Here is a 23554-nt window from a genome sequence, read left to right as displayed (position 1 = left end):
AGTTACGTTGCGACCTTAGCGGCGGCGGTCAACACAATTCGATCGAGCTTCCAGCCATCGTTGTCCTTTGTCACCAAGTCAAGTGATTCGAGCGTATCGAGCACGGGCTCTGCGTCACGTCCGAGCGCTTCAGATAAGTCAGCCACGGAAACCGGCAGAGATTCAGTTAGTCCGTCCTTTTGCGATCTTGTTGTGAACCAAGTAACCCATGCGTTTGCAACCGCTCCATCGACCGCACTTTGCGTCACGAGCGTTTGGGCCGCTTCCGGCGCATCGAGATAACGAGCCAGCTCCATCAGCGCCGCGTCGGTTGAGCGACGGTCATTAACCAACCACATGACATGCTCAACGACTTTTGGCCATCCGGATGTAGCCCGAAAGAGCTTCTCACGCAACAGCGGTGAATCGAACGGAGATTCGGACCAAGCTCGGAGACCGTCCATCGACCACCGTCGCAAATAGACTACCGGCACATTGAGTGCGCCGACCGCCGATAACAGTCTAGGTCCTGCGATGATCGTTGCACTAAGATTGCGCCGGTTTAACAGCGGTTCTGTCAAGGGTGCGAGATCACCCCCACCGGCTAGGCGAGTCAAATCAACGACGAGATGTGCCCGCTTCCCATATCGCTGCGCAGCTAGGTCTGCAATGTCACTACCGTCGCTGCGAATGATCCGAATACCCTTTATTTCAGCTGCTTTCGCGATTACCGCAGCTGCACGCTCGATACCCAAGGCCTCGCTGCCGACCACAAAACGAATCCGATGCTGGTCGTCATCAGCCAGCAGTTGTGCGAGGTCGTGATCAGTCAACGGGGATCGCGGTGACCAGAAGCCTGCGGCGTCACCAATAACTTGTCGAGCCATGGTGGGGTTGTACTCAAAGGCCGATTCCAGGTGCAAGCTTGCGTCTTGGAGTTCCTGGTCAAGTGCGTCTTTACTGCCTAGCATCCGCACGATGTTCGGGCTGCGGAGCCCGAACAAGTCACCTTGGCGATGCAACACACCGAGGCCTACCATTTCGTTCAAGTAGCGTTCAAACTCTTTGCGGCTGAGCGTGTCTCGGCTAAATCCTTGTTGCCAGAAAGTCTCACAGTCCTCACGAAGGTCATCAATCGAGTAAGCTGAAGCGGGTTGATTTATTGCTCTGCTCCTCATCGCGACGACGAGTGCGATCACGCGATATCGACTGTCCAAGTTGATGGTCCAGCGGAAACGCTGCGCGATTAAGTCTTGGACCGCCTTCTTGTCGCAGACCGCACGCACATCGTTTTCGTCGACGAGAATTCGGCCACCGTCAGCTGGCAGAGGTCTTGCCTCGAGGTGGCGCACAAGCGCCTCGCACACGATTTGAACGAGACTCGCCTGATAGTTTGTAATTAGTAGCATCCGCCAGACCAGCTCTGGGTTATCGAACGCATAGCCCAAGGCGTTCATTGGATCCACGACCAGCGAATAAGCGTCACTACTCTTCAGCGGCCCAATCAGAATATCTTCTCCGCCGTGGGCTACTGGGGTGTTGGACGTGTCATGGAAGCGCTGCACTTGGTGCAGCCCGGCGAACACGGGCTTAAAGCGCCGTTTCGAGGACTCCATAAGGCCCTTGAGGGCCTGCAGCACTGGGAACGCCCCCCGCGTCGAGGACCCGCCCGCGTTTGAGTCAACGGTCAGGAAATTGTCCGCTTCGTCGAGGAGAAGAAGCAAGCGGTTATCAGGCTCGGCATCAAGCCAAGACATCACTTGGTTAGTGACATCGGCTGCGCTTGATGCACGGACAGTTTTTTCGCGAATCACTCCGGCCTTCTTGAGCCTCTCACCGAGCAGTGGCCACAACGCTGCTGGCTCTTGAGCCTCGCCGATGCCTGCAGCTTTCAAGTCTATGTACACGGCGACATTACCCACCCGCGGACCGTTTTCGCCGTCGTGGGGTGAACTATCATTAAATAGGCGCTCCACCCGCCTCAACAGCGCAGATTTGCCCAACTGTCTACCGCCGTATACAAACATCGATCCCGTCGGACTCTCGATCCGGCGGCGTTCCTCGTCTCGGCCAACGAACACTTCATCCGGGACCTCGCCACCGGCAAAGGGCGTGTACGGATTAAAGGTTGTGAAAGGCAACGTCACTCGCTGTGTGAAGCGCCACCCCGGTTCCGGTCGAGTCGACAGCCACGCGATGACGGCTTCATCAATTACGAGCGGTGAAAAGCCCTTTCCCCGCCCAGGCAGCGTAAGACTTCGCAGGGCTGCTCGGTCGCGAACGCTGAGCACACCGAAGTAGAAGATGACATTTGGCTGACTGCGGGCGCGCTCGTCGATGAAGTCGAACAGGCGGGCAGGCGTTACTTTATCCCAAACGAAAGTCACGTCGTAACTGCTGAGGGCCTGCGTCCCCAGTTCTGGAACATACGACCTATCGACTGGCGAAGCCTTTACCCGAAAGGTCGCATAGCCTGACCGTTGAATGCGGCTCATCTCTCTGATCCAGTCCGTCGAACGCGGAATCAGGCCCACCATCCTCAAAACCGAGGCGACACCGAGGCGAAATTCGTTGCGGTCGCGGCGCTGACCGCTCTTGATGGTCCGCCAGCCATCAAGTCCGTGACGCAGTTGGCGGTCATCAGGTTGCTTCGCCGCCGATAACGCCTTTCGCGCGGCTTTCAGCGAATCCTCGCCCTCGGCTTGCGCCTGCGCGGCGGCCTCGACGACTGCTGGATAGAATTCCATGAAGTCGTCTCCGTGATGGTTCTCAACATCCGGCAGCGGCTGGCCGGCCTCAACCATCGTTAGAAATTCGAGGGCAAGCACTTCGTCACCCTGCTTGAGCAGTTCAAGAATTCGAGCCTCGACCTCGTCAGGCGCTTCGGCAGCGCGAGCGCGAGCCTCTAGGTCGGTGCGCACGATGGAGAGCTCGTCTTCGGCCTGCACAGTGACTGACCTCAAATCGGCAATCGCCAAATCGAGCCGGTCGACTGGTGGTGTGTGCAGGGCGTCGATGCGGGAAGATAGTTCCCGCGCCAAGTCGTCCTTATACAAAGAACGTAGTCGGGCGGTGGCTCGTTCGGCCGCGGTCAGCGCATCGTTATAGCCCCGCTCAGACTCTCGGGTGGCTTGCAGTATGTCATCGTCGAACCCGTGCAAGCCATTCGCATCGATATAGAGGCGCGCGGCCGCGATGTCGCCCTTCGCTAAGTGGCCCGCCACGACATCCGAATGCGGGACTGCCCTTAGGAGCCTTGCGACTTCTCGTTGAGTTGGCACCCGAGCCGGGCGCCCATCCGCTGTGCGCGGTATCTCGAAGAGGGCCAGCAGCTCCCGGTCAAGGACCTCATCGAGTGATTCTGACATTGGAACGACGCTCGCCTCCTTGCGCCAAGTGATCAACCGTCGCAGTGCCGCTTCCCCGACGGTCTTCGCCGGCGCGTCAAACGCCGGCGCCTGTGCCATTGCGCGGTCTAGGTCCTGTGCGCTCTCCACTCCTTTGATGTCGTCGGCGCTGAGTATTGATCTCCTTGCAGCACGCACTCTTTCGAGGAAGCCACCCACTGCCGTGAGTTCGTCGTGCAACTGCGTCCTCGCCCCGGACTCGATTGGGTGGCGGCGTTGAGGGCCGGTGCTCACCTCACGTTCAGCTTTACTGATTAGGCGGTCTCGCTTGCCGTTGTCGAGAAGATCATCGGAAAGCCTCTCTACCTCTTCCCATTCGGGCCCAATCGCTCCGTCGATACCTCGCCCCGTTAACTCCACAATCTGCGCCAACACCCGGCCGACGGTTTCCGTCTCTCTTGCAAGGTGCTGAAGAACCTTTGACGACTTGTGATGCATCAGCTTGCGTAACCGAAGTCTGTCGGGCAATCCTTGGGCTTCTCGGCGGAGTTCGGCCCATAGGCTTGCGAGTTGCTCGCCCGCCGCTACAGACTGATCGTTCTCGCGGGTGCGGCCTCGCTGAACTGCATCAGCTAGCGCTTCCACAACCGAGCCGAGTCCACTGTCGCCGAGGTCGGCGCGGTCTATCAGCCCGGCGAAGCCCAGTGGTGGATAGCCGAGTCGCAGCCCGGCTCGAAGCGCTGCAGCTAGAAGTACTCTAATCTCGTCGACGCCGAAATTTTGGATCGTGGAGTCGTCCGGAATGAATTGCGGCAGTGTCACTTCGAGCGCCGGTATTGCACAGCGTGCAGCTGCACATGTCAGCTTGAGCAGGCGTTGCCGCTGCTCACTTTCATTGGTTGCCGCAGCGACATGACAAGCGAGCGCATAGCGGCTGTCGCTGATGAGATCGGCGATCAGAGGTGCGTTGCTGTCGTCCCATGGAAAATCTGGTAGACCGTCTTCGCGGGCACGCAGGTTGATCGAAATCTCATCTTCAAGTTCATCGGAGTCGGCAAACTTCGGCGCCTCGGTCTGAGGTGAGTCCGAAGCTATCGGCGACCTCGGCGTGCACCCGTCGGACGGGGGTTCACTCGCGTGCTCGGGCACAGCTGGTCCGTCAACTGACGTGCTTTCACCATCTTCGTCGCTCGAGCCGATTGCTCCCGGGTTCTCCGACGCCACGTCGGATACATCGCCAGAGACTCCTGGGGTAGCAACAGCGTCCGTTTCGCCATCGCCCGCCGCCGCTTCATCGACATCAGCCGCGCTCGCCGCGGCGTCGCCCCCTAGTTCTCCATATCCGAGTCTGGCGATCAACTCCGCCTCCTCAACCGATGCGAATCCCAACTCCTGAAGGGTTGAGGCGACAACACCGTCAAGGCCCTGACTGCGCAAATAGTCAATCGTTTCCAAGGCTTTACGAGCATCTGCGAGTCGCGTCGATTGAGCCTCCGCGGCCGAAGCGAGCGCATCGTGCAGAGCGTCAAGGTCGTCTGCGACAGCGAAAGTGACGGCCGACTCCAAGTGTGCGCGCACGGCAGTGGACCAGTGGTCGATGGCGTCCACCGAGTTCGTGGGCAACCCTGCCTCCGCGGCATCGGCCGCGGAACGCAGTTGAATGGCGAGGTCGACACCTTCTCGCCGCAATGTCAGAGTCCGTTCGATTAACTGCTGCAGGGCCGAAATTGGGTCGGGCACGGACGTTATGATCTCAGGCACCGTTTCACCGTCCTCGTCGGAATTGTCCTGTAGTGGCTGGGTCGCGAGCTCCGTCAGCTCATCCAGCCGCATCGCGATCTGGTCGCTGACGTCAAGATCGGACGCAGCTACGCACGCCAGCAGAGCCTGCGCGGCGGGAACACCCAAGTGATCGGCGGCAAGCTGGGTGCCGAGACCCACCTTGTCCTCTATTTCCTCAGCATTATCGAGAACGCGGTCGATGACGTTTGTCCAGTACATCGCCAGTTCCCGCGCGAGCGTCCGTGAATCGCGCAGCAGTTGCGCTTTGAGTGCCCTAGTGCCCCGGCTCGTTCCGCGCGCGAGTTCGAGCGGACTAATCTTTGCGGTTCTACCCCATGCTTCTGCCAAGCCACTAACCGCCCCAATCGCAGCTACGTCGCCCTCGTCGAGCGCGAGCAGTCGCCTTCGCGCTTCGCGATCTTCGCCTCTCACTTCGTCTCCCTGGGTCATTGCACTGCCCGACTTTATCGATGACGTCGCACAATGGAGTTGACTTCGCCACCAGAATCAGCTCGCAACATTTGGGTACCCGTTATCCGTCAGCGCACCGCCCATGTGACCAGCACGGCGCTCACAGCAACGATCGTGCGCCGACCTATGACAATTCATCATTCCGATGCCTTCCCATCGGATCATCGAGCTCACAATCGGGTGATCTTTCGCAAAGTCCGCTTCGGCCTGGAGAGCTTGAGACCCTAGTTCGTTAACTGCTCAGTTGTACTGACGCGTTGGCTGCACCTGACCCATATTGGCTCGGCTCTGGCCTCCGCGATCCTCTGTGGGGCTTTAGAAGGGTGGGCTGTAGCGCTGCGCGGGCTATCCAATTTGAGTACGTTCGGATGGCTAGCTCCGCTGCCAGTCCCCAGTCCTCTCATGCTGTGGCCGACCCCTTCAACCTCGACGGCTTCGTCTTGGCGGCCTGTCCAGGCACCCGCGACAACTACGAAGCAGCGATCAGAGAACTGCGCGCGGGGCGTCTATGTAGGTCACCCGGCTACGAACCCATCAGCACACGAGCGAGATTCCGATCTCTGGCCTTTAGATCCGCGGGACACGGAGCACTGGCTCAGTCATAATCGCGATCGTGACTGCCGACCCAGCCGGCCACGATGCCGAGCAGTTGATTCAAGCTTTCACGGCCGACCGCCCGACATTCGAGACACTGCGCGAAGAAGTGGAGTACATGCTCACGACCGCTGTCGGAGAGGCAGGGTTGAAGACAGATCGCATCGAAAGCAGAGTCAAAGCACCTAACAGCTTCCGGGACAAACTGCGGCGGAAAGACTATACCGATCCTCTCACAGACATGCCCGATATCGTCGGTGCCCGCGTAGTCTGTCTATTCCCCAGCGACCTAGGGATAGTCGACTCGATCATTCGCGATACTTTCGACGTTCTGCAGTGTGATGACAAGGCAAAAGAGTCACCACCGGAAATGTGGCGTTACGTCTCTGTCCATTACGATTGCGTGATCAAGGGAGAGCATCGAGGTCCTCGGTATGATCGAATCAAAAATCGGGTCTTTGAGATTCAAGTGCGCACGATCTTACAGCACGCTTGGTCTACCGTCGAGCACTATTTAGCCTACAAGGGTGCAAATAGTATTCCTTCAGAATTGAGGCGCGACTTTAGTGCTCTTGTCGGCCTTTTCCACGTCGCGGACAAGAGCTTCCAGCAGATCTACAACACGTCCATCGAACTCGACGAGCAGGCTCGACGCAACGTCCACGTCTTGAAGCTGGACAGCGGCGACACCTTCGAGCCCCGAGCTACAACCGATTGGCTACCCATTGATAGGAGCACGGTTAAGGCTCTGTGTCGTGAACTCTACCCCGACTGGGAGCCGTCGCCGGACTCCGCTTATTCAGAATTCGCGGAGGAACTGGCTGGCGTAGGGATCAATCGAATAAGTCAGCTAGAGACCCAATTGAGAAAAGGTCGTACGGAAGCGGAGTCGGAAGGTCAGCAGAACAGCCTCCGGACTTTCCTCGACGGTACCGGAGAATCTAGATATCGTGATGTTGAGTTGGCCCGAAAGACGCTAATGCTTACGGTGCCGAGATTTCGGGATCAGGCCAAACGAAGAATGGAACAGAACCAGTCTTCGAAGAAGTTCAAGCGGCTGGGCCGTCCTAGGCGTACGTAACACTGCATCAGAGGTATTCCGCGCAAGCGCACCGTTGGACTGATTCAAAATGAGGGGCGTTTGCAACAAAATGGCGACGTTGGGCGTACATCGCCTGCAGATAGACGGACCGGACAATCTCTTCTCCCGCGCCCTGCGCCGCGGATCCAGCGCTGCGAGCTGTTGCCGAAGCGACAACTTGCAGCCCCAAGTCTTGACAGAACTAGCACCACTCAGCCGGGCAGCTGGTCGATTCAGTCCGATTCCCCGTCGAAAGGTCCGCCATCGATCACGACGAGCGGGACACCTGGCTCCGGAAACCCCTGCAGGGCTGCAAGGTTGTTGGCTTTGTGGCGACGCTAGTTGCTGGCCCACCGTAGGCATTGGCGGTGGCCGTTGCGGCGCCGGCGGGGATGTCAATCATTCGAATTCCGTAGGTGGAGCGGAGGTGGGGTCCAGAGGGCACAGGTTTCGTTCATTCGTCGCACTAGCGCACTCAGCACCGAGGTTTCGTCACCGTGCGCCTCGTCTCTACCCAGCGCCTGCCAATAACCTGAGCGCAGCTCCTCGCGACAACCGCTCGTGCTCTCGTGAGTTCCGGTACGTCCGTATGCATCCATAGCACGACGTCTCCTCGCCACAGTCGCAGTTCGTGACCCGCTGTACCGCCGTCTTCAACACCGGTCCGATGTTCTCGGCGATGCGCTTGGCAGCACCAGCCCCACCAGGGACAGTGTCAAAGAGCACAAGGCTGCGCTGAAGATCGGTACTCCACGCCAGTGCGCCATCGATGTCGTCGCGGCTGATCTCTAGTGACTCGGAAGCTCCCTCGATCAACGCGTACAAAGCCGAGAGCCAGACCGATTCATCGACGACGCGCGGGGTGGTGCCACCGAAGGTGAACTCGGCGACGTCCGACTCGTACTGGTGGCCGAGCGACAGGATGTCGAGCGGCCCGCCGCAATCCTTCCCGTCCTCCGGGCGCTGGTGCTTACCGCGCCGGGGTGTGCGGTCGTTCAACTGCGCCCAGCCACACCACTGGCACACCTGGAAACCGGAGCCAATGCCATCGGATAGCACCGCCAACCGTGCCCGCGTCCCGGCCCGCGCGGTCACCGTCATGCCGCCCGCACCGGTCCACGTGTAGCTACCGATCTCGTCACCGACGCTCTCCACGTAGCTCGACCCGTGGCGGCGTCGCTCGGGTGGCGCGGTGCCAACGTCGCGCGTTTCGCGGTCGGCGATGAAGCCAAACTCCGGTCGCACCAACCGGCGTGCCGGCTTGAATGCGCTGCTGCATGTCGGGCACACGACCGAATCGTCCAGCACGTGACCGCTTTCGAACCGCTTGCACACCTCGCAGACCCGGTAGCTTAACGGCACCAGTTTGCGCCCAGGTACCTGGCGGATCCCCGCCGACGTCCACACCTTGCCTCCGGCGACCACCTGATTGCCGGGAGCATAGTCATAGATGGCCAGCCCAAGGTCACGACCGAGCTCGAGCTGACGTCCGATCGGCTCGGCGGCGTGCAGGGTGCGCAACTCGACGGTGTCGACGGGGAACCCGTACTTGGGAAGCACATTCTTGCCTGCGAGAAAGCCGAGCAGTTCCCGACTTTCGATGGTCCGCAGCGTCTCGGTAAGCCTCTTGCCGAGACCGAACTTGCGCTCCCGCGCCGCCGCATCGATCTGCTCGTTGTAGAGGTCGATGTCGAATCTGACTTCCGCTTCCACGCTCGCAAGGAGGTCGACGAGGACGTCAACCCAACTCCCGTCGTGTACGCCGAGCTCCACCTGCACCTCGGGCGGCAGCGCTATCCGCAATGCCTCCTCGACGGGGGCGGGTACGGGATCGAGGAAGTGCTTCACGCGCGCCGCGGGCGACTCCTGATCGGGGGCGGGTGGCGAGAAGAACGGGCCCGCATGCCGCCACGTTTCACCGTCACGCTCCGCGCGGTGCCGAAAATAGGCCGCCATTGCGATCGAATGTGCGTGCCTGCGGGCGATTCTCGCGTTGTCGACCGGCACCCACGGGATGCGCATGTGGCCGGCGATCATGGCTGCCGGCTCCTGGTACTTCGCCAGGTCGTGCGCCGTACGGTTGGCGTAGGTGACGACCAGCGCGGCTGACGCTGCCCGCCGACCAGCGCGGCCGGCCCGCTGGACATAGTTTGCCGTCCTGGGCGGCATGTTTCGCATCACGACGGACTGCAGGTCACCGACATCGACGCCGAGTTCGAACGTGGTCGAACAAGACAGCACGTTCACTTTGCCGTCGATGAACTGCCGCTGAATCTTCGCTGCCTCCTTGGCATCCCACTGCGCCGTATGTTCCTGGGCGGTCAACGGAGCTGAGTTCATGGTCTGGTACATCACTCGGTAGTGGTTCGTGTCGGCGTCAATCCCGGGCAGGTCGAATGGCCGCAAAGCACCGACGCACCGACTGTTCGGACAGACCCCGCGCACCGAGTACGCCGTGAGCGTCCGGCACGTGTCGCACAGGAACCACGCGCAGGACCACCCCTCGGTCAAGCTCAGTCTGGTGTGGTCCAGCTGGAACACCGGGCCCAGCACGCGGTCGGACTCCATGGTCAGGTACTCGCTGGATTCTAGGAGCTTCCAGCAGCCCTCGAGAATCGTCGCGGCGGGAGTCGGGTTACCCAGAGCCGTGAGTACCTTGTCCAGGAACACGATTCGGCTATTGGAGGTTCCCGGCCGGCCACTGGGATTCCAGCTGATGACCGACTTCTTGGCATCCGAGCCTGTCGAGCGCATGCGCACCACTGTGTTGCGCGGCGCGAATCGCTCATCCTTGATGTCCACGCGCTCCAGCGGACTCAACGCTCCCTGCATCCGTGCGGTCTTCACCAGGACGTTGAGCAGCGCCCACGCCTCATCCTCGTCGAGACCGAGCGCCGTGAACCCCCGCAGCGGCACCCGGGAGTCGCGCTTGAGCCCGACTGTCATCAACCCAAGTCCTTCGAGCGACTGGCGCGTTTCGGTGGTGATCAGCTCGCCCATCACCCACTGGTTGATCTCTTGCTTCGTCTCGATAGCGCCCATGGTGCGGGGGAAGGTCCCGGCGGCTTGAGCGCGTTCGCGCGTCAGGATGGCGAGGTCGCCGGTCGTGATCGGCTCCCCTCGTCCGGCGTCGCGAAGCGCCTGCGCCATATAGCGCCGCTCGAGTAGGCGGGCGTACGTCCGGTTGAGGTAGGGCGCCGCGAACGCCGCACCCTGCCGAGAGTCGGAGAACATCAGCAGTTTTCGGCCCGCCCCGACCTCGTCTGCCCTCTCGCCGACCGCCTCCGGTAGCTGCTGGTACAGCGCTGTCGTGACCACGGCGGGCGCCGCATTGGTATCCGTGCGTAGGCGGCGAATCCCCTGGCGCGACAGGGCGCCGCACTCCGTGCACCGGGTCATGATCTTCTTGGCTCGCGGATGCTCGCGGACCGTGAGCATCGGACCGCCCTTGCACTGCGCGGTATCACACCGGTCCATCCCGGCGACGCCCAGTTGCCCGCAGCCCGTGCACAATGTCCGCGTGGTTGGGTCTGATCCCTTGCCGTGCTCGTCGTCGAAGGTCGCCTCGTCCTCGTCGACGAACGCATCGACGTTCGCGTCGGCAAGCACTAGCCAGTTGACCGCACCCTCTGCCTTCTTGGTCGGGACGAAGTACTCCTGCCGACCACGCGCTTCGACCTCGCCCGAAAGGTGCACCGCTCCACAGCGACCGCACGTGCCGAACTCGAAGACCGCTCGACCCGTGTCGGGGTCAACTTCGTGACGACCCAGAAAGATTCGTGGCCCCCCTTCGGCAAAGCTGACGAACGCACCTTCGGTAGCCCGAACAAAGAGGTGGTAGCGAGCCGACAGCACGGGGTGCCCAGTGTCGTCCTGGGTTCTACTGCCGAGCAGCACCAGCGCATCCAGCTTCTCGGACGCCGCGGAGTCGCCCGGCCACAACTGTTCCTGCAGGACGCGCACGTCACGCGGTCCTCCGCTCAGTGCAGACTTCAATTCGATGATTGCCCGTTCGGTGTGCAGCGCCTCAGCGGCCGACGCTGCGTCTCCGAGCCGGGCAAGCTCGTCGTCGGCCGGCCGCACGGCGTGCTGGAGAATCTGCTCGCCGGTCAGTTGCCAGCTGGGCTGGTCGATGTGCTTCTTGCGCGTGGGCTTGACCAAGTCTTGCCGAGTGTTGTCGCTCTCGTCGTACTCGAATTGCGCGTCGAACAGGTTGCTTGCGAACTGCATTGCCTCGCCGATGGGGTCATTGCGCACGCTCCCAGTTAGTGACGCCGATGTCGCGATGCACTGAACGCTGGACTTTGGAGCGACGCGCTGCTTGAGCCGGCGCAGCAGCAGAGCGACTTCTGAGCCCTGTGCACCGTCGTACACGTGTGCCTCGTCCATGACGATGAATCGCCACGTGCCGGCATGTGGCCCGTCGAACAGATCGATGTCGGCGGGGCGGATCAACAGATACTCGAGCATCGCGTAGTTGGTCAACAGCAGGTTCGGGGGCGTCGACCGCATCTCCTCGCGGCTGAGAAGCTCATTCGGGAGCCGTCGATCCCCCGGATTGTTGTGCAGGAAATCGTTTTCCGCGTCGGTCGGCTTCATCAGAGTCTCGCCGGTGTACCGGCCGAAGGTGATGTCGGGGACGGATCGAAGTATCGAACGGAGTCGCTTGAGTTGGTCGTTGGCGAGTGCGTTCATCGGGTAGAGCAGTAAGGCGCGAACACCGGGGCCCAGCGTTCCGTTGGAGCGCTCCTCGAGTAGGGAGTTGAGGATCGGAACCAGGAAGCTCTCCGTCTTGCCTGATCCCGTTCCCGTGCTCACCACGAGGTTGCGGCCAGCGAGGAACTTGCGGATCGCGGCTTCCTGATGGACGTACAGCGGCTGGTCTGCGGGGATGCCCAACTGCGGAAAGTCCGGGTGGAGCACGCCTTGCTCGACCAAATCCCTTGGTGTCGAGCCAGTCTCGTAGGGTGGCGTCAGTTCGAGGAGCGGGCCCCTGGTGAGCATGCTGGTGGCGTCGATCTCGGCGTCGAAGGCCTCAGCGAGTTTGCCATCGCGAGGCGACAGGAGCGTCTTCAGATAGCGCTTGTAGCTCTCCTTGATCTGCCGCGACGTCTCGAGTGGATCGAGCCGGTCGGTCATAGTTCTCCTCCGATGAGGTTCCCCTTACGCTCAAAGAGCGTCAGCGCTTCTGCCATCAGAAGATCGGTGGCAACCATGGTCGGGCACAGTTCTGCAAAACGAGTCCAGACAGTGAGCAAGCCAGTGTCGAGATAGCTTCCATCAATACGGTTGCAGGCTTCGAGGCGTGCGAGGAACGCGAGCGTCATTGACTGCACCGACATGAGCATCCAAGGATGTTCCTCGACGTCGATGCCCTTTAGCCGCTCAAGGCGCAACGTGAGCGCTTCGTACGCGGTGGCAGACGCGCGCTTGATCGGCATCAGCGCCATGCCGAGCTGAGCAGCGAAGTTCTTCGACCATCCTGAGTCGAGCCATGCCCGTCGCCCCAGGAATGCCGCGTATACGCCGAGGCGACGCGTCTCGTATTCAAGCAGGGGCCGTGGAACAAGCGATCGCTCGCGAACGGTGGCGATGACCTTTCCGACAGGGGCCGAAGCCATCGCCAATACTGTCCCGTCGAAGGCGCCGTCCGCTGCGATGCTGGCTCGGCCGGTGCGAAGGATGTTGATCAGCGGCTGGCCCCCTTTGTCTGCGAGGTACGCGACGGTCTCCTTCCACTCATCAGGTGCTTCACGGCGCTTGTGGACGAGGATCGGGAGATCAGCCAGTTCGTTCATGCAACCGAACCAAGGGTCGACATGCAAATCATTGAGGGTGCAATCCGACGAGAACGATTTGTTGACGAGCTCACTGCGAATGAGCATTGCCATCTTGTCCTGCAACGCAATCGAACTGTTGCCTAGATTCGCTAGCGACGTTCGCGGATCGGCGACGAGTACGGGAACCAACCCTCCTACTCGCTCTAGTCGAGCATCGGCATGTACTTGAGCAAGCGCTGCCCACGCTTCCGGGACCGCTCCTACCGTCTGGTGGAGGCGTCCCACTCCAGCGAGAAACCGGGCCAGCCTGACCTCGACCGCACTGCCGTCTTCTCGCCAACCGATCTGATCGATGCGCAGGGCGTCGGCCGGAGCACGGCGCGGGGGCTCGACAATGACCCAAGGATCGTCCACGAACAACTGACAACGGAGCTGCCCGGCGTCGATCAGATGGTCAGGAAGCTGCGCGGCGCCCTTCTTGATGTGAAGGACATCCGGCGCTCGCCAGGGGGCAGTGCTCGACCACACATAGGCCGCCAGGCCTTCAATTTCTTCGGTAGAGCCGAAGTCCAAAATGTTGTCGCGAAGTACTACCCCGGCGCCGAGTCGTTTCGGCCGGATCAAGAGGGCAGTGACATCGATCGTGTGGTCGTCCGCGCGCAGCCTGGCGACGATTCGACCGGACTCGTTCAAGCGCGCAGCGTCCGCGAACTGCTGGGTACTGATCTCGAAGACATCACCCGGTTTGCGCCTATGCCGCGACCCCACCTGTATGCGATCACCGGTGTTACCCACGAACGCGAAGTCCTCGACCTCCGCCCCAGGAGCGCGCACAGCGACGAATCCGTCTTGCGTCAGGTCCTCGGCGGCGGAGAGCTGCGCAGCCACCCGCCACGGAACGGGCGAACCGGTCAACCCTGAACGCACTTCCGTGTACGGAGGTACCACGGAAAGCCGCTCTGAACGAATCCCGTCCGCGATGTCGACTAGCCGCTCGATCTGATTGCTGCTGTACTCCAGCACGCCGCTAGGCGACACTGTCAGCACATCGGTGCCGATCTCTGCTGAACAAGGCGTGAGACCGTCACCTTCGGGAATCCTTATGGTGCAGCTAGTTTCGACCCAGAGCCCTTCCGCTATGAAGAAGACGAGGTGAGCATCCGCGCCGAGCGGCCCTGTGACGACGACTTCGAATAGGCCGAGTTGAGGTTCTTCGGCGTCGTCGAACGGTTCGACAGCGGCTTCGTCCTCCGCGGCGTCCCAAGCGTCGTCAACGATCCAGTCGGCGCTGCCGAAGCGCCGTGTCCGCACTCGCCACGACGGGGGAGGATCGGACCGCGTCGCGGGTAGCAACACCCACGGCCGTGTCGCGAGGACTGGTCGGCCGTCGACGGAGCGAACGCCACGCACCGGCTCGCCCACTTCAAACCGCGGTCGTGCATCTTTGCGAACCTGCCGCTCAGTGCCGATCGGCTGTCCGTTCGATCGCAGTTGAAGGCCGTCGACTGACGTCAACTCGACAACAGCGCTCTTCCAGCCGAGCCAGCCTGCAGGACTGCCCTCGTTCTCGAGCGGAACCAGGTCACCTGTACTCGGGTCAACGAGCTCGTTGCCTTCTGGATAGATCACCCATACCGCATCCTTCAGGCCGTCTCGACGCGGGATCCATTCGCCACTCGTGGAGAAGGTGAGCAATGGGTCGTCGCGGTTGACCAGGCCGAGCACGCGGGTGACATCGGACGGTCCGTGCGTGACGACGAGTTCGCGGACTGGTCGATCGATGACAGCGCGGGTCAGTGACGCTTCGGCATTCGAGCCCCACTGCCGCATGCAGTGGACACTGCGGACGTCACCGTCAATCGACAGCCGCCACGGCTCCTCTGACCGTTTCGCTGGATAGGGCAGGTCGACCACGACTTGGTCGTCATCCGCGTTGTATCTGATTGCGATGCGCTTCGCGCCTGCGGATGCGCCCCCGCTCGACCTCGTCCATTTCAACGGCGTCTCGCGAAGTCTTGAGATGAGTTCGGCTAACAGGACCGTGGGCAGTCCGGTAGTCGAAGACTCGAGTTCCCGTTCCAGAAGCTCCGGATCGTCATTCGTGGCCAGGACGAACTCGATGATTCGATCGAGGATGTCAATGGCGAATTCGGCGCCGTATGCGAAGAAGTTCCTTACGGGGATGTCGAGGTTATTTGCGCGATATTCCTTCCCTGGCTCGTCGAGCCACGCCAGCAAGGCTGCACCACTAGCCTCACGTCCTTGGACGATGTGCTCATTGATGGTGCCGAGTAGATCGCCTAGGCAATGCACCGGAATGCCAGCGTGTAACGCAAGCACCATGACGTACTTGCGAGCTCTTTCGCGCTCCGCATCTGGGAAGCGCGCAAGCGAGAACTTGACCAGCATTTCGTCGATGCTGTGCCGCAGCACGCTCTCGAAGTCTTGGTCCCGAGCGAGACCGGTGTCAGTCCAGAAGTCGTCCCAGAATCGTCCTTCGACGTAGGACAACGACGCGTGACCGACCAGGGCCATGAGCGTCAGGGCTGGATAGCGTTTGACGATTTCGTAGTGGGTGTAATCGTGCTTTCGCAGTGCTCGAGCCGCGGCACCCCAGTACTTCTTGATTTGCGCCGTGTTGGCTGGCGTGAAATCTGTCTCAATGACCAAATTCACCGGCTTGAGCTTTTGCCGCCACTCGTACTCGGCGTCGCTCAGCCAGTCCTTCAACGATATTTGCCCCGCCATGCTCTCCCTGTTCTTGCTCACGGCACTCTAGGACAGCCGACCGACAAGCTCCTAGCAAACGTCGTGACGGGCCGACCATACACACCCCACCGCCCAGCCCTGTCTCTACGCCGTACCCATGTCACGCAAGACCGAACCCAACGGCGGCAAACGCGGCTTCCAGGACGATCTGAAGAATCAGCTTGATCTTCAGCAGATGCACCTGACGGCAGCCAAGGCGCCAGCGGGAAAGCAGCAAGCTTCTCACGGCCGGCCACGCGACAGAATCTGTCGTTGCCACGTGCTAGCTTCCAGCGATCCAGGCCGCGATTGAACGGCCGGATGCCTAGGGGGCAAAGATGCGATTCCTGACCTGGAACATTCAAGGTGGAGGCGGCAGCAGAGTTCCATCGATCGTGCATGAGATCGCACGGCTACGGCCTGATGTAGTGGGCCTCACGGAAGTTCGATTTGCCAACTTGGAGCCGCTGCGCCAAGCACTGAATCATGCGGGTTTCGATTACATCGAGACGACATGTTCGGCTGGCAATGCAAACAGCGTGTTACTGGCTTCCAAAATCGCATTGACGAGGATCGACAACCCGATTGCTCACGATCAAGAGCGTTGGCTACCCGTCGAGATCGAAAGCCGAGACGTCAAGGTGCTGTGCGTCCACATTCCAGGAGGAACTGACAACAAGTTCGGTGCAGATGGCGTTGGAATCTCAGGCAAGAAGCGAAAGGAGCTGCTTTGGGACGAGGTCATCCGCTTTGCGAGGCGGCACAAGAGCGAGAAGGCCGTGATACTAGGAGATTTCAACACGGGCCTTCCGGAGGACGCGCAGGGCACCCCGTTCGTGTTGTCGGACTATATCCGGATCCTGCGTTCGGAGAAGTACATCGACACTTGGCGTCAGCTCAACCCAAGCGCCCGGGAGTTCACTTGGTATACAAAGCGGAAAAGCAAGGAAACGTCTGAGTCTGAGGACTACAACGGATTCCGGCTTGACTACATCTACGTGTCACCGACTCTTCGCGAAGCGATTCGCGACTCTCGGCACATTCATGAGGTGCGGAGGAACAAGATATCCGACCACGCAATCGTCGTAACCGATCTCACCTTAGGGGCGTTACAGGACCAGCCTCGCTCCCTCCCTCAAGCACCGCCCCTCAGCGCGCACACGGCTAATCCCCGGACCCCCTCCCCGCAGGTACCTTCCCAATCTGGTCCGCCGGGAACTCCGTCCGGTCCACCGGATGCTGGCCGCGAGAGTCAGTCCGACTCGTTCGTCGCGGCGCTGATGAAGGCCCGAATCCCGGCCGAGAATCACGACTTCATCCGTAGGTTCACTACAGCGATTGGTATCGCAGAATTCCGGGCAGTAGAACGAGCCGACAAGCCCTACGTCATCGCCGTGCGACGCGACGGCCTCCCTGATCTGCACATCTTCTACGGCTACACGACAGGTTTCACTTCAAAGGAGGAGATCGTCGCTGTCGCCGGCGGCGGAGTGGGTTGTGCGCCCAGTTCAAGAAAGGGCACGTGGTACGTAAAGCACCCAATTAATCAGGTGCGGCCCAGCGGCAAGCGGTCGCAAAGCGTCACTCGAGAAGCAAAAATGTGCCATTGCGGGATGCAACTGTCGGTTACCGGAGTTTGCAGTAACTGTGATTAGAGCGGCGCGAGACGACGTCGGTTCGACGGTTGGCCCGTGCTCCGTCCATGGCTCCCATCATGTCGTGGCCTTCTTTCCGAGTGATTTGGTGGTCCTCACAGGGCTCACGACCAACACCACAAGCACCCAGGAACCCGCCGCGCCCTCGACTTCCTACGGAGCATGCGCCGCCAGGACACCATCGCCACCGGCAGCTCCATCACCCGCATCGCGTCGCGTCTCAAGGAGGTCGCCCTACGGGTCGACAACGATCCCCCTCGCATCCGCGAGCACATCGAAGCCGAAATCGCCGAGCTGCATGAGGAACTCGACCAACTCGACGCCGGCCAACGCGCCGCACCCGACGTCACCGGCTGCTACGACGAGGCCCGCCCCATCGCCCTGCAGATGGAACGCCTCATCATCGACATCAGCCAGTACGGAACCATGATCGAGCAGGCTACCGCCGCACTCGACGAACCCATCGACTCCAACTGCCCTCGGCGGACAAGGCAGTGGTGCGGCGCACCGAAGGTCAGAAGGCACATGACGCCATCTCTGGCATCACCGACAGAGACGACGACGCGACGCGCTTGACAACGACAACGACTTGCAGTCTGGCCGCAGCTGCGACAACCCGTGCCTGATCCTGGCGTCGCTGGCCCCGCGCACGGCCGCGCGTCCAGCCCGCCGCGGCATGAGCCGTCCTGCACCCGGCGGTCAGACGGACACCACACCGCCCGGTCCGACGCGCTGGCGACCAATTCTAGTGGGGTTCGCTACGTGCTTCGTCATGACGAGTCTCCTTCGGGCTAACAGTTGCTATCCGCCGCTGACTGCGCCACATCTCCCTCCTATTCGAAGGGCTGCGCAAACACGAAACCCCAAGCATCCCCGAATCCTTGATCCGCCACGCAAACTGAACCCCGCCACAAACCACACGTGAGACGCTGAACACCGTGGGCGAGCATCAGAACAAGTCGCGATGGGCGACGATGTGCGACGCCGTTGCAATGTGGCTCGGTGCGTGCGCACTCTGGTTCCGCGACAAGTACATCCTCCTGCTCATCACACTGATCGCGGCGGTCGCCATCGCCGTCGCGACCTTCGCGAAGGCGCCGGAGAACGTCTTCATGAGTACGTGGGCGCCGCGCGTCACCGTGATCGCAGCGATCCTGGCGGCGGTGTCCGCCGCCATCGATAAGTTCGCAGACCGTCACGCCAAGAAGCTCGAAGCGCGCTCCACCGAAGCCGAACGAAAAGCGGGGGCTCGGGCAGTGATCCGCCTGATGGCTTTCTTGGACTACATGGAGAAGGTGAGCAGATCGACGCCTGGAGCAGCTCGGCAGCAGATGCCGGCAGTGCGGCTCGCCGCGGCCGAGCTCGCCTCCCAGATCCCCAGCGCGCCTGATGTCCGCGCCAGCTTCTACCCACTCACCAAAGACGCTTCAGGGAACTACCAGATGACCGAGCCCGTCAGCCGGGGGCGCCCGGAGGACGCCACCACCGAGTTTCGGGCAGCAGACCATCCCACCCACTCGATTTGGCGGGAGCTCACCACCCCGGCCAAGAACTGCGAGATCCGGGACGCGCGCACACCCGTACCCGACCTCGACTGGGGCTCCAAACCGTACAAGACCTTCGTGACCGTGCCCGTTCGCGTGGGAAACGCGGTGTTCGGGATGCTGACCGCAAACGCCCTGAAGGTCGGCGACCTCACCGAGTTGGACCGGGTATCGCTGATTGTGGCCGCACGGATGCTCGCCCTCGCGGAGGCGGCGGCCGCCGGTGATGAACTTAAGACGCGCAACGACGTCACGACGCTGAAGTCACTGGGTCCCGGTACCATCGAAGGTGCCAGCTGATGGAAACGAGAGGTATCTGATGGCAACCTTCGATGCCGACCTCGACAAGGTCCTCGAGAACATCGCCGCGACGGTCGAGGAACTGGACGCGATCAGCAGCGCCAACCTGGACCTGGAGAGTCAGGCACCCAAGGCCGTCCGTGACCGGCACACCGAGAACGTCCTGCGTGCCGCAGCGGTCAGCTAACCACCCGACAACCTTCACTTGCCCCACATGTCCAGCTTGGCGCTACTTCTTCCGCACGCCCGTGGCAACAGCCAGGCCGATGGCGACGACCCCCAGCAGTCTTGTGTTTCCGATGTCAGCCAGGCCCTCGGCGCTGCCGGTGCGGGAGATCCCGTACGCACACAACGCGAGGTAAGCGAACCCGATCACGGATAGGACGGTGGTCATGATTATTGTCTTCACACCGATTCCTGATTGAACTCTGCGAGTTCACAGGGTCAGGAGTGCGACGACCGTCAGCGGTACGGGTTGGTTCCCGACACGTCGGTCTCGACCGCGTTGAGCAGCAGGCCAGCGGTGGTGGTCCAGGCGATCAACGCAGTACCGTCTCGGTGTTCCGCAGTCGAAATTTCCGGTGGGTGGCGGGTCGGCGTTGCGTCGCAACGGCCCTGACGATTTGATATTTTCAGGGCACACGACGGTCTCCGAGCCGGCCATCGTGTCGTCGAACGCCTCCGGCAGCGCAGCAGCGTCGTCGGCGAGGACGGACATCGACGACGTCGGCCCACCCGCATCGGAGTGCATCCCACACGACTCACAGCGCGAGCCCCGTCGTGACCGCCACCGAAACCGACGGCTCTCGCGTGCTTCCGGTCCGAGCCGACGGCACACCCGCCGTCCTCAAGATCGGCACCTCCGAATACGCCCACCTCGTGCTGCGACGCTGAAAACGGCAACGGTGCCGTCCGCCTGCTTCGCGCGGACCTGCACCGGCACGCACTGCTGCTGCTGGAACGACTGAGCACCGAAACCGTCCCAGCCCAATGATGACGCCTTCATCGTCATCGCCGGCCTCGCGCTGCGCCTCGATCTCGCCGCCGAACCCACCGACACCGTCCTGCACGGCAACCTGCACTACGGCAAAGTGCTTGCCGCGCAGCGCGAACCGTGGCTGGCGATCGCCCCGCACCCATTAACGGCGTTCCACATTACGAACTCGAGCCCATGCTATGGACCGGCTGGGACGGTAACCCGACCCGCGACGACGTCCGCCACCGCTTCTACACAGTCGTCGACGCCGCCGGCTTCGACGAAGACCGCGCCAAAGCATGGGCCCTCGTCCGCACCATCCGTGAAACCGCTCACTCGCTGGACAAAACCGATGCGCCGACCCGGCTGATCACCATCGCCAAGGCCATCCAGGCCTGACGACACACGCTTCAGCCACGCAAACACCCGTCGGCCCCGAGCTCCCATGAGCAACAACTTTCACTTCCGTCCCACCCCGTCTTTCGGCGAGCGCAGGGCTTTTAGCCCCCGCACATTCCGCTGACGTCGGCAAACCGTTCCGGTGAACAAAATCGCCCCGACACTCCCTTCGGCGCAAAGGAGATGTCGGCGCCGTGCCCTATGTTGGGGCCTCCGGACGAATTCAACTAGATAGAGGGATGGGTGGACAACAACGCAAGAGCAGCCGACCTCCTCGAGCTCAACCGCGACCTGCAAGGCTCCCGCGCGATCCGTCTACTCGCCACCACCAACCTCAGCCTCTACGCGACCTTGATGGAACGCCACCTCAACGACGGCGCCCTCCCCGAGACCGAGCTCGTCGTCCGGCTCGAACGCGACCTGAACGATCTCGACGACCCCCAGTCCGGCCTCGCCCTCATCAAGACCTGGGCAGCCCAAGGCTGGCTGCACCGCATCGTCGACGAACGCCACGAACAGAACGTCTGCTACCTCACCCAAGACGCCCGCCGTGCCCTGGACTTCCTAAGGTCCATGCGCCGCCAGGACACCATCGCCACCGGCGGCTCCATCACCGGCATCGCCTCGCGCCTCAAGCAGGTCGCCGTCAAAGTCGACAACGACCCCGCCCGCATCCGCAAGCACATCGAAGCCGAAATCGCTTCCCTGCATGAGGAACTCGACCAACTCGACGCCGGCCAGCGCCCGGCACCCGACGTCACCGACTGCTACGACGAGGCCCGTGCCATCGCCCTGCAGATGGAACGCCTCATCACCGACATCGGCCAATACGGCACCATGATCGAGCAGGCCACCGCGGCGCTGGACGAACCCATCGACTCCAACACGCAGTACCGCGACCGCCAGCGCCAGATGTACACCGACTACCAGGCCGCCTGGGACTCCCAGGGCCGCGACTCGCATCGCGCCTTCCTGCGCATGATCAACGACCCCGACCAACGCGCCGAGTTCGAGGCCGACGTCGCCGCCGTCGCCGACGCCCTGCCCGCGCTAGACCCCGCCCTGCGCAAGGTCATGGCCGGCTTCTTCGAACACGTCGGCCACCAGATCGACGAAGTCGAACGCATCCAGCAGCGCTGCGCCCAACGCGTCAAACGCTTCACCGCCTTCGGCACCATGGAGCAGAGCCGCGGCGTCGCCCGCCAACTCAACGACGCCATCGGCGCCGCCCGCGCCCTCCTCAAGACCAGCTTCACCGACTCCCGTCTCGACATTGACGTCCCCCTCGCGCGCCACACCATCAGTTCCGTTGGTGCCCTTGGCTTCAAGATCGGCGACCTCTCCAACCCCCAGCCCGCCAAACCCGCCGAAGGCGACGTCGACCTCACCAGCTTCGCCGCCCTCACCACCCAGGTCGACGCCCCCGCCATGTCCGACATGCTCAACCACGCCCTCCGCAACGGACCGGTGGCACTCCCCGACGCCGTCGCGATGCTCGATACCGCCTACCTCGGCCACGTCATCGTGCTGTGGTCCTGGGCGCTGACCCAGCCCAACCCGCCAGACACCGAGTCCACCACCGTCCGCTTCAAATCCCTCGACGGCCGCGACCGCGAAATCGCCGTCCCCCGTCTAACGTTCACCGAACCGATCACGACCCTCGCCAGCGCCGCATCATGACCTGCAGCCGCCAGGGTCACGTCCCGCGATCGAATCGAGTCCGCAACGTGAAGCGTTAAGCGACTACCAAATGCCCTGAGCTGCACGACTGCTGCCGTCACCGTGCCGCCTTCGAGTAGATCACCCGCGTTCGGAAGACGATGTCCTGCAACGACCTTCGCTGACGATCGACCACGACCCAGAGCAGGCCGATCGGGAAGAGCACACAGCAGATCGCCCGCAGAAACCCGACGACCAGGCTCACCCGCGGCGACCGTCGCCCGACCACCCGCAGACCCATCGTCACCGCACCCGCGGTCGACCCGGAGACCGTCCAGCATCCGGTCAGATACACCACCGCGACGGCAAACGTCGTCACCGTCGAGAACACCGCGTTCACCGACGGCAGACTGAACGCCGTCGGCGAATAGACCAGCCGCACCAACACCAGGCCGCCGTACAGCGCGCCGATGATCAGCAGCACCACCACCAGGTCGATGACCGCCGCCAAACCTCGCGTGATGATCCCGGCCGCCCGGCCAACCTCGGGTTCCGATGAGGTCACCGGATGTCCCGGTCACGCCCCAGCATGCGGTTGACGATCCCTGCCACGGCGTCGTCGGCCCGCTCACCCTGCGTGCGCACGTCCGTCATCACCTCGGCGGTCATCGAATTCGTCGATTCGCGGATGATGGCCGGCAGGTCGACACCTTCAATCACCTTGTCCGCCAAGGCGATCAGGTCGACCCGGTTGATCACCGCGTCGATGTCGAGATCGGCGGCGAGCGCGTCGATGTCCACTCGCTCGCGCACCAGCGCGTTCAGATCGATCTCGTCGAGCACCAGATCCACCAGACCGACCGCGACCGCGGCCACCAGGGCCTTGACTTGCTCGGCGCTCTGGGTCACCCACTGGTCGCCCCGCTCGGAGAGACCGACGACGCCGCGCCGCATCAGCGGCCCGAACACCGGCACCTTCTCCGCCACGCGATAGGCGACCCCCGCGGCTCCGACCGCCATCGCCGCCGTACCGACGGCAGCGGATACCACCGGGTGTTTCAGCAGGTCGACGTCGGTGCCCATCACCGCATGGTAGTTCTCGCGGTGCACCAATCCGCGAACCTCGGCGAACCCACTTGAGACTTAGCAAGCTGTAGCACTCTTCGCTACCGCAACGCGGACGACTTCGCGGGTCTCGAAGATCTGGTCCGGGTGGTCGCGGTGTGAGTTGACCGGTTC

At 62.0% G+C, this 23554-nt stretch carries 14 protein-coding genes and 1 pseudogene; 8 read left to right on the top strand and 7 right to left on the bottom strand.

Features of this window, described 5'->3' with window-relative positions; genetic code table 11:
* Nucleotides 1–2 precede the first annotated feature (2 nt).
* Nucleotides 3–5540 (bottom strand): hypothetical protein, encoded by a 5538-nt coding sequence (locus G6N36_RS25925; protein WP_163689579.1) that lies wholly within the window; start codon nt 5538–5540, stop codon nt 3–5.
* 652 nt (nt 5541–6192) lie between these two features.
* Here G6N36_RS25925 and G6N36_RS25920 point away from each other — a divergent pair.
* Nucleotides 6193–7254, top strand: coding sequence for a GTP pyrophosphokinase (locus G6N36_RS25920; protein WP_163689578.1), 1062 nt, complete (start codon nt 6193–6195; stop codon nt 7252–7254).
* A 510-nt stretch (nt 7255–7764) separates the two neighbouring features.
* On the opposite strand, the gene G6N36_RS25915 is transcribed toward G6N36_RS25920, so the two are convergent.
* Nucleotides 7765–12393: a DEAD/DEAH box helicase family protein gene (locus tag G6N36_RS25915; protein WP_163689577.1), complete on the bottom strand. Its 4629-nt coding sequence runs from the start codon at nt 12391–12393 to the stop codon at nt 7765–7767.
* The gene (locus G6N36_RS25910; RefSeq protein WP_235690180.1) at nt 12390–14759 is read right to left on the bottom strand and encodes a hypothetical protein; all 2370 of its coding nucleotides are present in this window, start codon (nt 14757–14759) and stop codon (nt 12390–12392) included. Before G6N36_RS25910 ends, G6N36_RS25915 begins: the two co-directional genes overlap by 4 nt.
* Before the next feature lie 1141 nt (nt 14760–15900).
* Here G6N36_RS25910 and G6N36_RS25905 point away from each other — a divergent pair.
* The 5 genes and pseudogenes from G6N36_RS25905 (at nt 15901) to G6N36_RS25885 (ending at nt 19468) form a co-directional block, all read left to right on the top strand.
* The gene (locus G6N36_RS25905; protein WP_163689576.1) at nt 15901–16095 is read left to right on the top strand and encodes a hypothetical protein; all 195 of its coding nucleotides are present in this window, start codon (nt 15901–15903) and stop codon (nt 16093–16095) included.
* Between the two features lie 25 nt (nt 16096–16120).
* Entirely contained in the window at nt 16121–17437 is a 1317-nt protein-coding gene (locus G6N36_RS25900; RefSeq protein WP_163689575.1) for an endonuclease/exonuclease/phosphatase family protein, read from the top strand.
* Nucleotides 17438–17569: 132 nt separating this feature from the next.
* Nucleotides 17570–17932: pseudogene (locus G6N36_RS25895) on the top strand (DUF3375 family protein); the annotation flags it as partial.
* A 443-nt stretch (nt 17933–18375) separates the two neighbouring features.
* Nucleotides 18376–19281 (top strand): hypothetical protein, encoded by a 906-nt coding sequence (locus tag G6N36_RS25890; RefSeq protein WP_163689574.1) that lies wholly within the window; start codon nt 18376–18378, stop codon nt 19279–19281.
* Between the two features lie 19 nt (nt 19282–19300).
* The gene (locus tag G6N36_RS25885; protein WP_163689573.1) at nt 19301–19468 is read left to right on the top strand and encodes a hypothetical protein; all 168 of its coding nucleotides are present in this window, start codon (nt 19301–19303) and stop codon (nt 19466–19468) included.
* 42 nt (nt 19469–19510) lie between these two features.
* Here G6N36_RS25885 and G6N36_RS25880 read toward each other — a convergent pair whose 3' ends face one another.
* A complete protein-coding gene (locus G6N36_RS25880; protein WP_163683912.1) occupies nt 19511–19690 on the bottom strand; it encodes a hypothetical protein in 180 nt (59 codons plus the stop codon).
* 27 nt (nt 19691–19717) lie between these two features.
* On the bottom strand, nt 19718–20032 hold the full coding sequence (locus tag G6N36_RS29630) for a hypothetical protein (RefSeq protein WP_220096930.1): 315 nt from the start codon (nt 20030–20032) through the stop codon (nt 19718–19720).
* 363 nt (nt 20033–20395) lie between these two features.
* Here G6N36_RS29630 and G6N36_RS30000 point away from each other — a divergent pair, with 363 nt between their 5' ends.
* Both G6N36_RS30000 and G6N36_RS25870 read left to right on the top strand, forming a co-directional pair.
* On the top strand, nt 20396–20656 hold the full coding sequence (locus G6N36_RS30000) for a hypothetical protein (RefSeq protein ID WP_235690179.1): 261 nt from the start codon (nt 20396–20398) through the stop codon (nt 20654–20656).
* A gap of 243 nt (nt 20657–20899) precedes the next feature.
* Complete coding sequence (locus G6N36_RS25870; protein ID WP_163689572.1) at nt 20900–22336, top strand: DUF3375 domain-containing protein; 1437 nt, start codon at nt 20900–20902, stop codon at nt 22334–22336.
* A 97-nt stretch (nt 22337–22433) separates the two neighbouring features.
* Here the strand turns inward: G6N36_RS25870 and G6N36_RS25865 are convergent, their stop codons facing one another.
* Nucleotides 22434–22880 carry an RDD family protein gene (locus G6N36_RS25865; protein WP_163689571.1) on the bottom strand — a complete coding sequence of 149 codons (447 nt, stop codon included), beginning with the start codon at nt 22878–22880 and terminating at the stop codon, nt 22434–22436.
* Nucleotides 22877–23398 carry a hypothetical protein gene (locus G6N36_RS25860; protein ID WP_179964872.1) on the bottom strand — a complete coding sequence of 174 codons (522 nt, stop codon included), beginning with the start codon at nt 23396–23398 and terminating at the stop codon, nt 22877–22879. The genes G6N36_RS25865 and G6N36_RS25860 overlap by 4 nt, the downstream gene beginning before the upstream one ends.
* Between the last annotated feature and the right edge of the window lie 156 nt (nt 23399–23554).

This window comes from Mycolicibacterium gadium, from assembly GCF_010728925.1.
GTDB lineage: Bacteria > Actinomycetota > Actinomycetes > Mycobacteriales > Mycobacteriaceae > Mycobacterium > Mycobacterium gadium.
Note: the sequence above shows the minus strand (reverse complement) of the source record. Positions and strands in the feature narration are given on the sequence as shown.